We start from the raw sequence: 12,395 nt of genomic DNA on the forward strand, positions 1-12,395 counted from the left end.
CCGGGAGCCGGAACGATGCGATCGGGGGATTCTCTCCCACCCGGGGATCTGCCCCGCCAGTTCGCCAGCCGAACGGAGCTGCAGGCCAGCCTGCGGCAGCTGTTTCCCGAGGCAGTTGGCGACCTGAGCCCGATCCGGGGTGGGCACCAAGCCGCGGCGGCTGCCCTGGCGGCCATCGATCCGGCGGCCTATGGCCGCAGCCGCAATCACCTCGATGGGGCGGTGACGCACCTGTCGCCCTGGATCCGCCACGGCGTGCTCACCCTGGCGGAGGTGCGCGAGAGGGTGTTCGCCTGGCTGGAGTGCAGTGGCCAGCCGCCGCAGGCCGCCGCCAAGCTGATCAATGAGCTGGGCTGGCGCGACTACTGGCAGCGCCTGTGGCGCCGCCTGGGCGACGGCATTTGGCACGACCGCGAACCGCTCAAGACCGGCCATGCCCCCGAGGCCTACGCCGCGGCGTTGCCGGTGGATCTGCTGGAGGCCCGCACCGGTCTGGCCTGCATGGATGGTTTCGTGCAGGAGCTGCACACCACCGGCTGGCTGCACAACCATGCCCGGATGTGGCTGGCCAGCTACGTGGTGCACTGGCGCCGGGTGGGCTGGCAGGCCGGCGCCCGTTGGTTTCTGCAGCACCTGCTCGATGGCGACCCCGCCAGCAACAACCTCAGCTGGCAGTGGGTGGCCAGCAGCTTCAGCAGCAAGCCCTACCTGTTCAACCGCGACAACCTGGAGCGCTTCAGCTCCGGGCGCTATTGCTGCGTCTGCAGCGCCGCCACCGACGGCACTTGCCCCTTTGATGCCAGCTATGAGCAGCTGCAGGCCCAGTTGCTTGGTGGGCCGCCGTGTTGAAGCCCGTGCTCTGGATGCATGGCGAGGCCCTGGGGCCGGCCAACCCCGCCCTGGTGGCCCACCCGGGGGCGCCGGCGGTGTTCGTGTTCGACCGGGAGCTGATTGTGCAGGCGGGCCTGAGCCTCAAGCGCCTGGGCTTTCTCTACGAGTGCCTGCTGGAGTTGCCGGTGACCCTGCGCCACGGCGACGTGGCCGAGGAGGTGCTCGCTTTCGCCCGACGCCACGGGGCCGATGGGGTGGTGACCACCGCGGCGGTGGATCCGCGCTTTGCCCTGCTGCGCGAGCGGATCGCCGCCCAGCTGCCGGTGCAGGTGCTGGAGCCCGAGCCCTTCGTGGAGCTGCCGGAGTCGGTCGATCTGGCCCGTTTCAGTCGCTATTGGCGTCGGGCTGAGCCGGTGCTGTGGGCGCGGGCTGGAGCAGCCGCTCCTCCTGCTCCAGCACGGCGTTGGGATCGCTGAGCAGGTCGGGTTGCTCCAGCAGCGGGTAGGGCGCGGGTTTGATCTCTTGGGCCGTGCGGGGCGGCTCCACCCAGCTGAAGCTGCTGCGGGGTGCGCGCTCACGGCAGAGGGCCTCGCTCTGCTCGCGCAGGGCCCGGCGCACGTCCGCCCGGGCCACGGCCTGGAAGAACTCCTCGCGCGGCGCCAGCCCGGAGCTGAACGGCGCGCTGCCATTGCCGTTGAACAGGCGGGCCGCATCGGCGCTCCAGCGGGGCTGGCAGCGGCCGCTCTGGCGGGTGTCGGTGTCGATCCAGATGTGCAGGCCGTAGCCATCGGGCTGGCTCACCACGGCCAGGCCGTCGTGGGGCAGCCGGCGCTGCAGGGGGAAGATGGCCCAGGTGGCGTGACGGTGGGCTGGCACACAGGCACTGAGCACACTGGCGCCCAGGCCGGTGGCGAGGGCCGTGGCCAGGGCGCGGCCCAGGGGGGGGAGTCTCCGGAATGGGGTCACAATTGGCGGGCGCATTGCGGAGCGTTGGGAATCATGGCCCTCACCCCCTCCACGATGTTGCCGTTGGGCACACCGTTGCCTCTCGAGCGGATCGCCGCCGAGCTGGGTGCCGGCACCACCCGCCAGGTGAGCGGCGCCCCTCTGAATCTGGCGGAGCTGGCGGGGCGTCCGGTGCTGGTGCTGTTTCTCTGCGCCCATTGCCCGTTTGTGAAGCACATCGAGCCCGAGCTCACCCGGCTGGCGGGCGATCACGCGGGAGGCACGGGCCCCGCTGGGCTGCAGCTGATCGGGATCTCCAGCAACAGCACCCTCAGCCATCCCCAGGACGGCCCGGAGGGTTTGCGGGCCCAGGCCGCTGCCTGCCACTGGACCTTTCCCTATCTCTTTGATGCCGAGCAGGCTCTGGCTCGGGCGTTTCACGCGGCCTGTACGCCCGATCCGTTCCTGTTTGGCCCGGACCATCGGCTGGCGTATCGCGGCCAATTGGATGGCAGCCGTCCCGGTCAGGGCCAGCCCTGCGATGGCCGGGATCTCCGTGCCGCCCTTGCCGCCGTCGTTGCGGGAGATCCGGTGATCGGGGAGCAGCGCCCATCCATCGGCTGCAACATCAAGTGGCATCCCGGCCGCGAGCCGGAGTGGTGGGCGACTTAAGTTGCTCCCCATGCAAGTGCCCCCCTTCAGCCTCAGTGAGCAGATCCAGGAGCTGGGTGCAGCTCTCGATCAGGCCGTGCTGGAGGTGTTGCGCAGTGGTCAATACATCGGCGGCGCCACGATTGCCCGCTTTGAAGCCGACTTCGCCACGGCCTGTGGCGTTCCCCACGCCATCGGCTGCAACAGCGGCACCGATGCCCTGATCCTGGCCCTGCGGGCCCTGGGCATCGGCCCTGGGGATGAGGTGATCACCGCCTCCTTCAGCTTTTTCGCCACCGCCGAAGCCATCAGCGCCGTGGGTGCCACGCCGGTGTTTGTGGATGTGGAGGAGAGCAGCTACCTGATCGATCTCGACCAGCTGGAAGCGGCCATCACCCCCGCCACCCGGGCGCTGCTGCCGGTGCATCTGTTCGGTCGCCCCGTCGACATGGAGCGGGTGTGTGCGATCGCCGCCCGTCATGGGCTCAAGGTGATTGAAGACTGTGCCCAGGCCACGGGAGCCAGCTGGGCCGGCCGTCCCGTGGGCAGCTGGGGGGATGCGGGCTGCTTCAGTTTCTTCCCCACCAAGAATCTCGGTGCCGGCGGGGATGGGGGCGCGATCACCTGTCGGGATGCCGAGCTGGCCCAGGCCATCCGTGAGCTGGCGGTGCACGGCATGCCCCGCCGCTACCTCCACACGGCGCTCGGCTACAACAGCCGCCTCGACGCCATCCAGGCGGCCGTTCTCAACGTCAAGCTGCCCCATCTGCCCCGCTGGGTCGAGCGCCGCGGTGCCATTGCCCGCCATTACCGCGAGCACCTGGTGGCCCTGGGCGCCGTGGCCTTGCCGGAAGCCGGCCCCGCGGGTCATAGCTGGAACCAATTCGTGCTGCGGGTGCCCCAGTGCCCCGGTGCCCGGGCCTGCGAGGCGGCGCCCGGAACCTGTGTGCCCTCGTCCGACAGCGCCACCTTCGCCCTCCCCGAGGCCTGCTGCCGCGACTGGCTCAAGCAGCAGCTGCAGGACGCCGGCGTCAGCACGATCATCTACTACCCCATCCCCATCCACCGCCAGCCGGCCTACGACGGGCTGGGCTACGGCCCGGGGTCCCTGCCGATCACTGAGCGCCTCTGCAGTGAGGTGCTCAGCCTGCCGATCTTCCCCGAACTCACCGACGCGCAGCAGCAGCGGGTGATTGAGGTGCTCCGCAGCGTGGTGGGGCAACCCATCGCGGTTTGAGCGCTGCTTGGATCAGGTCTTGATCGTGGCGTAGAGGGCCTTGAATCGGGCCTGCTGGGTTTTGTGGTTCACCAAGGGCGCCGGGTAGCCCCGGCGCTCCAGCGGGGCGATCTCGCCACTGAGTAGGTCGCGGGTGCTCACGTGGCGCAGTTCCGGCAGCCAGGTGCGGATGTAGGTGCCCTCGGGATCGAACTTGCTGGCCTGGGTGGCCGGGTTGAAGATGCGCAGGGGCTTGGGGTCCATGCCGCTGCTGGCGCTCCACTGCCAGCCGCCGTTGTTGGCGGCCAGGTCGCCATCCACCAAACGCGCCATGAAGGCGGCTTCCCCCCAGCGCCAGTCGCAGATCAGGTCCTTCACCAGGAAGGACGCCACGATCATCCGGCAGCGGTTGTGCATCCAGCCGCTGGCGTTGAGCTGGCGCATGGCCGCATCGATGATCGGCATGCCCGTGAGCCCTTCTCGCCAGGCCTCAAGCCAGTCCTGGTCGTTGTCCCATGGGAAGGCCCGCCACTGGGGCCGGTAGGGGCCGCCTGCCAGCTCCGGGAAATGGAACAGGGCCTGCTGGTAAAACTCGCGCCAGGCCAGCTCCTGCTCCCACACCTGGATCGACTGCCGCTCCTCCTCGCTGCGGGCCAGCGAGCGGGCCTGCTGGGCGGCCCCCCAGGCCTGGCGGGGGCTGAGCGTGCCGAACTTGAGGGCGGCGCTGAGGGCCGAGGTGCCCGCCTCCCCAGGGATGTTGCGGCCCGGTTCGTAGCCCAGTAGGGGGATGGAGCGGCCATCCCCATCGCAGAAGGCCCGCAGCTGCTCCAGGGCCGCCCGTTCGCCGGGGCGGCAGGGGCAGAGCTCGGCGCCGCTAAAGCCATGCTCCAACTCCGGGCTGGCGAGCGGCAGAGCCTTCAGGGCCTGGGCCAGCTGGCCGGAATCGCAATCGATCAGGGAACGCGGCGGCGGCAGGGGATCCAGACCACCCGAGGCGGCCGAACCCAGGGCGCTGGCTTGCTCCACCTGGCCGCGCCAGTTGCGCCAGAAGGGGCCGTAGACCCGATACGGGTCGCCGCTGCCGGTTTTCAGGGCTTCCGGGGGGATCAGCAGCTGGTCCCAATCGGCCAGCACCTTGCGCCCCTCCGCCTGCAGGGCCCGCGCCACCCGCCGGTCGCGCTCCCGTCCGAATGGCTCCACGTCCCGGTTCCAGGCCACCACGTCGGCGCCGATCGCGCTGGCCAGGCGGGCCAGGAGTTCGGCCGGATCCCCGCGGAGCACCACCAGCCGGCTGCCGGCCTGCTGCCAGCTCTGCTCCAGCTCCCGCAGGCTCTCAGAGAGAAACCACAGCCGTGCCGGCGCCATGGTGCGGTCCGAGAGGATGGCTGGATCCAGCACGAACACGCCGGTGACGGCCGGGGTGGTGGCGGCCGCAGCAGCCAGGCCCCGGTTGTCCGCCAGGCGCAGGTCGCGGCGGTGCCAGAACAGCCAGCGGGGTGGAGTCATCAGAGGCCCAGCAGTTGCTTGGCCCGCAGCCAGGCGGTCACGCTCTTGCCGTCGAGATATTCGTTGCCGCTGGCCAGGGCTGCATCGAGTTCGGCCGGTTCCATCAACAGCACCTCCAGGTCCTCGTCGTCGTCGCCGGCGGGGGGCTCGGCCAGGGGGCTGAGTTCGCGGGCCAGGAACAGGTGGATCACCTCATCGGAGTAGCCCGGGCACGGCAACATCGCCCCCAGGGCATCCCAGCGGCTGGCGCTGTAGCCGGCCTCCTCCTGGAGCTCCCGCTGCATGGTGCTGAGGGGATCCTCGCCGTCATCGAGGGTGCCGGCGGGAAATTCCAGCAGCCGGGTGGCCACGGCGAACCGATACTGGCGCAGCAGCACCACCCGGCCGTCGTCGAGCACGGGTACGGCGAGGGAGGCGCCGGGGTGGCGGATCAGGCCGAAGCTGCCCACCACGCCCATCGGCAGCTCGACCCGGTTCACCTCAAAGCGGATCTTGCGGGCCTCGAGCACCGCGGTCGTTTCCAGGTGGCGCGCGGGCTCAGGAGCGGGGAGGGGCGCCATGGGCGAGCGGTGATTGCAGCAGTGCGGTCAGCATCGCGCAGGGATGGCTGCTGTTCACCCACCCCGCTTGCCCTCCAGCTGCTCGGGCCAGCCGGCTCGACCGGGGAGGGCCATCGCCGTGCCGCCGGGCCCGAGGGCTGCACGTCCCAGCGCCGCACCGAGGTTCGGATCCAGGGCCGCCAGCGGGGCCAGCACGAAGTCCCGCTCGCGCCACAGGGGATGGGGCAGGTGCAGTCGGGGGGTCTGGCAGCGCAGATCTCCCCACCACAGCAGGTCGAGGTCGAGGCTGCGGGGTGCCCAGCGTTCGTGGCGCTCCCGGCCAAAGTGCTGTTCCAGTCCTTGCAACTGCTCCAGCAGTGCCTCGGCTGCTTTGGTGTGGGGGGGGCTGGGGCCATCCACCAGCACCACGGCATTGAGGTAGTTGGGTTGGCCCGGGGGGCCGCCGACGGGTTGGGTTTCGAACAGGGGCGACCAGCGAAAGGTTGCTGGTTCCCCTGGGGGCGGTAGGCCCTCCCGCCACTCCTGCACCCTGGCCTCGAGCAGGGGCCGTACGGCGATCAGGGTGGTGAGCGGGCTGCCACCGGGGCCCGGCAGGTTGGCTCCCAGGGCAATGGCCAGGGTCGCCGAGGCGCCTGGGCCGGTCTGATCAGCGAGACTGGCGCGCACGTGAATCGGACCCGGGCCTCCCCATGGTTGCAAGCGGATCGACGCCCGGCGCCACCGCCACCAGCAGCGATATCGCATCGAGGGCCTTCCCCCTGGCTGCCATCACCGGCCACGGCACCCTCAAGCTGGCCCTGCTGCTGGCGGCCGTGGATCCGGGCCTGGGGGGGGTGGTGATCGCGGGCGGCCGCGGCACCGGCAAGTCCGTGCTGGCGCGAGGTCTCCATGCCCTGCTGCCCCCGATCGATGTGCTCGATCTGGGTGCCTCCGCTCCCGGCCAGCCCGCCCCCGCCGCGCTCAACATCGATCCCCAGCGCCCCGACGACTGGGACGCCGTCACCTGCGCCCGGCTCACCGAGCTCGGTGCCGATCCCACGGGTGCCGACGCCCAGGCCCTGCTGCCCACGCGGGTGATTCCGGCTCCCTTCGTGCAGGTGCCCCTCGGCATCACCGAAGACCGGCTGGTGGGCTCCGTGGATGTCACGGCCTCTCTGGCCAGCGGCCAGGCGGTGTTCCAACCCGGCCTGCTGGCGGAAGCCCACCGGGGCGTGCTCTACGTCGATGAGCTCAACCTGCTCGACGACAACATCACCAACCTGCTGCTGGCGGCGGTGGGCTCCGGCGAGAACCGCATCGAGCGCGAGGGCCTCAGCCTCAGCCATCCTTGCCGCTGCCTGCTGATCGCCACCTACAACCCCGAGGAGGGGGTGGTGCGCGATCACCTGCTGGATCGCTTCGCCATCTGCCTGAGTGCCAACCAGGCGTTGGAGCTCGAGCAGCGGGTGGCGATCACCCGCAGCGCCATCGGCCACGCCGAATCGAGCGAGCAGTTCCGCCAGACCTGGCAGGAGGAGACCGACGCCCTCGCCACCCAGCTGCTCCTGGCGCGCCAGTGGCTGCCGGATGTCCAGATCTCCCGCGAACAGATCACCTATCTGGTGGCCGAGGCCCTGCGCGGCGGCGTGGAGGGCCACCGCAGCGAGCTCTATGCCGTGCGGGTCGCCCGCGCCCATGCCGCCCTCAGTGGCCGCGACCGGGTGGAAGCCGACGACCTGCAGGTGGCCGTGCGGTTGGTGATCGCGCCGCGGGCGCTGCAGCTGCCGCCCCCCGATCCCGACCAGCCGCTGGAACCGCCACCGCCACCCCCGCCCCCGCCCCAAGGCGAGCAGGAGCCCGAGCAGCCCGAGCCCCCCGACAACGAGCAGGAGCCCGACGAGCCCGAGGACGACAACGAAGACGACAACGACCAGGAGGAGGACACCCCCGAGGATCAGGCACCCCCCCAGGTGCCTGAGGAGTTCCTGCTGGATCCGGAGGCCCTCGCCATCGACCCCGACCTGCTGCTGTTCAATGCCGGCAAGGCCAAGAGTGGCGGCAGCGGTAGCCGGGCCGTGGTGTACAGCGATTCCCGCGGCCGCTACGTCAAGCCGATGCTGCCCCGTGGCCCCGTGAAGCGCATCGCCGTGGATGCCACCCTGCGGGCGGCGGCGCCCTATCAGAAATCCCGCCGCGAGCGCGAACCCCATCGCACCGTGATCGTCGAAGACGGCGATCTGCGGGCGAAGCAACTGCAGCGCAAGGCCGGGGCCCTGGTGATCTTTTTGGTGGATGCCAGTGGCTCGATGGCCCTCAATCGCATGCAGAGTGCCAAGGGCGCCGTGATCCGGCTGCTCACCGAGGCCTACGAAAACCGCGATGAAGTGGCCCTGATCCCCTTCCGCGGCGAACAGGCTGAGGTGCTGCTCCCCCCCACCCGCTCGATCACCGCCGCGCGCCGTCGCCTGGAATCGATGCCCTGCGGCGGCGGCTCACCGCTGGCCCACGGCCTCTCCCAGGCCGCCCGGGTGGGGGCCAATGCTCTGGCCACCGGCGACCTGGGCCAGGTGGTGGTGGTGGCCATCACCGATGGCCGCGGCAACGTGCCCCTCAGCCGCTCCCTCGGCCAGCCCCAGCTGGAGGGCGAGGAGCCGGTGGACCTCAAGGAGGAGGTGAAGCAGGTGGCCAGCAAATACCGGGCCCTGGGCCTGAAGCTCCTGGTGATCGACACCGAGCGCAAGTTCATCGGCAGTGGCATGGGCAAGGATCTCGCCGAGGCCGCTGGCGGCAAATACGTGCAGCTGCCCAAGGCCAGCGATCAGGCCATCGCCGCCATTGCCATGGAGGCGATCAGCGGGGTTTAGCGGCGCCTGCTGCGCGGGCCGCCTTGTCCCGTTCCACTCCGGTCTGGGCGGGGTACAGCTCGTCGAAGAATTTGCCCAGGCCCACGGCCACGCTGCGGATGCCGTCCATGAAGCGGGGATCGTCGGTGAGTTTGGTCACATCACCCCCCACCGCATTCCATTTGGCGGTGAGCTGTTCCGCGTTGCTCACGGTGGTCTGCAGCTCCTGCAGCGTTTTGGGATTGTCCAGGGCGGCCAGCAGCTGCTTCAGGTGGGCGCTGCTGCTGTTGAGGTTGGTGATCGTGGGCTGGGCCGACTTCACCGTGGATTCCAGCTCTTTGGCCAGCGCTTGGCCATCCTTCATGAAGGCGGAGGTGTCCTTGGCCGTGCGATCAAAGCTGCTCGCGGCCGTAGACACCTTGCTCAGCAGTTTCATCTGGTCCGTTTCCACCAGCATCTTGTGCATCAGCGTCGTCACGCTGCTGAGGCTCGGCCCCTGAACGCCGGCGATGGTGGCCCCATTGCAGAGGGCCAGGGAGGGGTTGCAGGCCTTGGAGCGGGGATTCGGCGATCCCGCCGGTAGGGCTTTGCCCGCGCTGATCAGGGCGACTTCCGCTTCCCCGCCCAAGAGGGAGGCTTCGCCGATCTCAGCCATGGCGGGCAGGGCCAGATTGAGGTCGGGATGGTTGATTTCCAGCTCGGCAATCACCGCCTCCGGGGTGACCCGCACCTTTCGCACGCTGCCCACCAGCACTCCCCGATACACCACGGGAGAGCGCTCGGCCAGCCCTTCGGCTTCCTCGAAGCTGGCGTTCACCGTCCAGTTCTGACGGCCTAGGGAAATGCCGCGCAGCCAGAAGGACAGCCCCACTGCGCTGGCGATGGCGGCCAGCAGGGAGAAGCCGACGATCGCTTCACGGATACTGCGGCGCATCGACTCAGAGCTCCGCCGGCTGCATCGGTCCGCGCAGACTACCGCTCCTGAACTGCACCACGTAGGGATCGTCGCAGCTGCGGTACTCCTCCACGGTGCCGTTCCAGCGGAATTGGCCGTCGTAAAGCAGCACCACGCGCTGCGCTGAGCGTTCGATGGTGCTGTGCACGTGGCTCACCACCACGGAGGTGGCTCCCGCGACATCGGTGGTGCGCACGATCAGGTCTTCGATTCGGGTGCAGGCCACCGGGTCGAGTCCGGCGGTGGGTTCGTCAAACAGCAGCAGGGGCATCTGGTCCGTTGATTTGCCGGGATCGTCGATCAGGGCCCGGGCAAAGCTGACCCGCTTCTGCATGCCGCCGCTGAGTTCGCCGGGCAGCTGCTCTTCGATGCCCTGCAGTCCCACGGCATTGAGGGCGGCGCCCACCCGGTCGCGAATCTCCCGTTCGCTAAGGCGGCCGTAGCGGTAGAGAAGGAAACCAACGTTTTCGCGCACGGTGAGCGAGCCGAGCAGCGCTGGGTTCTGAAACACCAGTCGCACATCAGGTGGGGTGCGTTGATCCAGCCGCAGATAGGTCTGGGGGAGCCCGTAGAGGCTCAGGGATCCGGAGCTGGGCAGCTGCAGCCCGGCCAGCAGCCGCAGGATGGTCGACTTGCCGGCTCCGGACGGTCCGACCACCACCAAGCGCTCCCCAGGGGCAATGCGCAGGTTGACGGCGTCCAGCACCCGGCGGCTGCCCCAGCGCACGCTGAGGTTGGCCATCTCCGCCAGAGGCTTGGGTTGGGGTGGCGTCGGGGTGGCCAGAACGGGGCGCAGCGGACCGACTCCACTCTGGCCCTTTGCGCCCGGGTTGGGCCTCCGTAAAGTTCAGCCACTTGCGGCAGCGTCCTCCCCCGCCCTTTGCGCCCCCCCGCTCCGGCTTCCCGATTGCGGCGATCCCGCCGACCGCTGCCGAAACCGGGCTGGCTGGGCCGCGGAGATCTGCGCCAAAAAGATCTGATGAGCCGCTCCCGCCGGGCGGCCCGCTGGCTGCAACCCGGGCTGGTGGTGAAGCGCTGGGTGCTCACCTCAGGCCTGGGCTTGCTGGTGGCCCTGCTCGGCGCGGCGGTGTGGGCCGATCTGCAGCCGATCTACTGGATGATTTCCAGCATTCAGTGGCTGCTGGCCCAGGTCACCGGGGTGTTGCCCCGCAAAATCACCGGGCCCCTGGTGCTGCTGGTGGGCGCCGTGTTGATCTGGCTTGGCCAAAGCCGCAGTTTTGGCTCCATCCAGCAGGCCCTGGCTCCGGAAAAGGACACCTTGCTGGTGGACGCCCTGCTCGCCCAGAGACGCCTCAACCGGGGGCCAAGCATCGTGGCGATCGGCGGTGGCACCGGGCTCTCCACCTTGCTTAGCGGGCTGAAGCGCTACAGCAGCAACCTCACCGCGATTGTCACGGTCGCCGACGACGGCGGCAGCAGTGGCGTGCTGCGCCGGGAACTGGGGGTGCAGCCACCGGGGGACATTCGCAATTGCCTGGCCGCCCTGGCCCGGGAGGAACCCCTGCTCACCCGCTTGTTCCAGTACCGCTTCAAGGCGGGCAGTGGGTTGGAGGGTCACAGTTTCGGCAATCTGTTTCTCTCGGCCCTCACCGCCATCACCGGCAATCTCGAATCGGCCATCACCGCCAGCAGCCGGGTGCTGGCGGTGCAGGGGCAGGTGGTGCCCGCCACCAATGCGGATGTGCGGCTGTGGGCAGAGCTGGAGAACGGGGATCGGATTGAGGGGGAATCCAAGATCGGCCATGCGGCCAGCCCGATCGTGCGGCTGGGCTGCACGCCGGAGCGCCCGCCCGCCTTGCCCCGGGCCCTGGAGGCCATTGCCCATGCCGACCTCATCGTGCTCGGTCCGGGCAGTCTTTACACCTCCCTGCTGCCCAACTTGCTGGTGCCCGAGTTGGTGGAAGCCATCCGCCGCAGCAAGGCCCCCCGGCTGTACATCTGCAACCTGATGACCCAGCCCGGCGAAACCGATGGCCTGGATGTGGAAGGGCACCTGCGGGCCATTGAGGCCCAGCTGGCCAGTCTCGGTGTGGAGGAGCGTCTGTTCACCGCCGTGCTGGCCCAGGAGGATTTCGGCGATTCCCTCCTGGTGGACCATTACCGCCATCAGGGAGCTGAACCGGTGGCCTGTGATGTGCGCCAGTTGCGTCGTCAGGGCTATGACGTGACCCTGGCTCCCCTGCAGGGCGCCAGGCCTACAGCCACCCTCCGGCACGATCCGCGCAGCGTGGCTCTCGCCGTGATGCGTTTCTTCCGTAAGCACCAGCGAGGCGCCTAGTAGGCGTCCTGCATTTCGTAGAAGTCGGGCTGCACGTAGTCCTTGCGCAGCGGGTAGCCCTTCCAGTCCTCCGGCATCAGCAGCCGTTTGGGGTGGGGGTGGCCCTCAAAGCGGATGCCGTACATGTCGAAGGTTTCCCGCTCCTGCCAGTCCGCGCCACGGAACAGGCCATAGAGGGTGGGGATGGTGAGGTCGCCATCGCGCTCCAGGAACACCTTGAGGCGGACCTCTTCCGGGGCTGCTCCAGCAGGCGGAGCTCCCGCGGTGCTGCGATCAGCCAGGTCGGCCAGCTTCACCAGGTGGTAGAAGCTCACCAGCCGGCCTCCGGGGCCTTCGTCGTAGCCGCCCTGGCATTGCAGGTAGTCGAAGCCCTGGGTTTTCAGGGCGGTGGCGATCACGGGCAGGAACAGCGGTTCGACGCCGATCATTTCCACACCGAGATGGTCGGTGCCCAGCGCAACCTGGTCGAATCCCTGGCTGGTCAGCCAGGCGCCCACGGCCCCCGCAGCGGGAGACGCTGGACTCTGCAGCGCCATCGCTTCTGGAGCCGCAGCAGGGGTGGCCTGGGGTGATGGCTCAGGCGAGGGGATGGGGGTCTCTTCGGGCATGA

Annotated in this window: 13 protein-coding genes; 6 read left to right on the forward strand and 7 right to left on the reverse strand. The window is 69.4% G+C overall.

Annotation, left to right across the window (positions count from 1 at the left end):
• Positions 1-15 precede the first annotated feature (15 nt).
• Positions 16-849, forward strand: a complete 834-nt coding sequence (locus tag KBY71_RS01615) for an FAD-binding domain-containing protein (protein WP_254927257.1) — start codon at positions 16-18, stop codon at positions 847-849.
• A 14-nt stretch (positions 850-863) separates the two neighbouring features.
• Positions 864-1,307 carry a hypothetical protein gene (locus KBY71_RS01620; RefSeq protein ID WP_261354546.1) on the forward strand — a complete coding sequence of 148 codons (444 nt, stop codon included), beginning with the start codon at positions 864-866 and terminating at the stop codon, positions 1,305-1,307.
• Here the strand turns inward: KBY71_RS01620 and KBY71_RS01625 are convergent.
• The gene (locus KBY71_RS01625) at positions 1,216-1,797 is read right to left on the reverse strand and encodes a hypothetical protein (protein ID WP_254927259.1); all 582 of its coding nucleotides are present in this window, start codon (positions 1,795-1,797) and stop codon (positions 1,216-1,218) included. The genes KBY71_RS01620 and KBY71_RS01625 overlap by 92 nt on opposite strands.
• 33 nt (positions 1,798-1,830) lie before the next feature.
• Between KBY71_RS01625 and KBY71_RS01630 the strand changes: the two genes are divergently transcribed.
• On the forward strand, positions 1,831-2,448 hold the full coding sequence (locus tag KBY71_RS01630; protein WP_254927260.1) for a thioredoxin family protein: 618 nt from the start codon (positions 1,831-1,833) through the stop codon (positions 2,446-2,448).
• Between the two features lie 10 nt (positions 2,449-2,458).
• Positions 2,459-3,664 (forward strand): DegT/DnrJ/EryC1/StrS aminotransferase family protein, encoded by a 1,206-nt coding sequence (locus KBY71_RS01635; protein ID WP_254927261.1) that lies wholly within the window; start codon positions 2,459-2,461, stop codon positions 3,662-3,664.
• Positions 3,665-3,676: 12 nt separating this feature from the next.
• Here the strand turns inward: KBY71_RS01635 and KBY71_RS01640 are convergent, their stop codons facing one another.
• Genes KBY71_RS01640 through folK form a run of 3 tightly spaced genes read right to left on the reverse strand, consistent with a single transcriptional unit; the run spans position 3,677 to position 6,375 of the window.
• Positions 3,677-5,149 carry a deoxyribodipyrimidine photo-lyase gene (locus KBY71_RS01640; RefSeq protein WP_254927262.1) on the reverse strand — a complete coding sequence of 491 codons (1,473 nt, stop codon included), beginning with the start codon at positions 5,147-5,149 and terminating at the stop codon, positions 3,677-3,679.
• On the reverse strand, positions 5,149-5,709 hold the full coding sequence (locus tag KBY71_RS01645; protein WP_254927263.1) for an NUDIX domain-containing protein: 561 nt from the start codon (positions 5,707-5,709) through the stop codon (positions 5,149-5,151). The genes KBY71_RS01640 and KBY71_RS01645 overlap by 1 nt, the downstream gene beginning before the upstream one ends.
• Positions 5,710-5,763: 54 nt before the next feature.
• Positions 5,764-6,375, reverse strand: a complete 612-nt coding sequence (gene folK / locus KBY71_RS01650) for a 2-amino-4-hydroxy-6-hydroxymethyldihydropteridine diphosphokinase (protein WP_254927264.1) — start codon at positions 6,373-6,375, stop codon at positions 5,764-5,766.
• 23 nt (positions 6,376-6,398) lie between these two features.
• Here folK and bchD point away from each other — a divergent pair, with 23 nt between their 5' ends.
• Positions 6,399-8,552 (forward strand): magnesium chelatase ATPase subunit D, encoded by a 2,154-nt coding sequence (gene bchD / locus KBY71_RS01655; RefSeq protein WP_254927265.1) that lies wholly within the window; start codon positions 6,399-6,401, stop codon positions 8,550-8,552.
• Here bchD and KBY71_RS01660 read toward each other — a convergent pair.
• Complete coding sequence (locus tag KBY71_RS01660; RefSeq protein WP_254927266.1) at positions 8,539-9,465, reverse strand: MlaD family protein; 927 nt, start codon at positions 9,463-9,465, stop codon at positions 8,539-8,541. The genes bchD and KBY71_RS01660 overlap by 14 nt on opposite strands.
• 4 nt (positions 9,466-9,469) lie before the next feature.
• Positions 9,470-10,228 (reverse strand): ABC transporter ATP-binding protein, encoded by a 759-nt coding sequence (locus KBY71_RS01665; protein ID WP_254927267.1) that lies wholly within the window; start codon positions 10,226-10,228, stop codon positions 9,470-9,472.
• Positions 10,229-10,465: 237 nt separating this feature from the next.
• Here KBY71_RS01665 and yvcK point away from each other — a divergent pair, with 237 nt between their 5' ends.
• Positions 10,466-11,785: a gluconeogenesis factor YvcK family protein gene (yvcK, locus tag KBY71_RS01670; protein WP_254927268.1), complete on the forward strand. Its 1,320-nt coding sequence runs from the start codon at positions 10,466-10,468 to the stop codon at positions 11,783-11,785.
• Here yvcK and KBY71_RS01675 read toward each other — a convergent pair.
• Complete coding sequence (locus tag KBY71_RS01675) at positions 11,782-12,393, reverse strand: NAD(P)H-quinone oxidoreductase subunit J (protein ID WP_396095052.1); 612 nt, start codon at positions 12,391-12,393, stop codon at positions 11,782-11,784. The genes yvcK and KBY71_RS01675 overlap by 4 nt on opposite strands.
• Between the last annotated feature and the right edge of the window lie 2 nt (positions 12,394-12,395).

Origin of the sequence: Cyanobium sp. T1B-Tous, from assembly GCF_024345475.1 — a bacterium.
GTDB lineage: Bacteria > Cyanobacteriota > Cyanobacteriia > PCC-6307 > Cyanobiaceae > Cyanobium_A.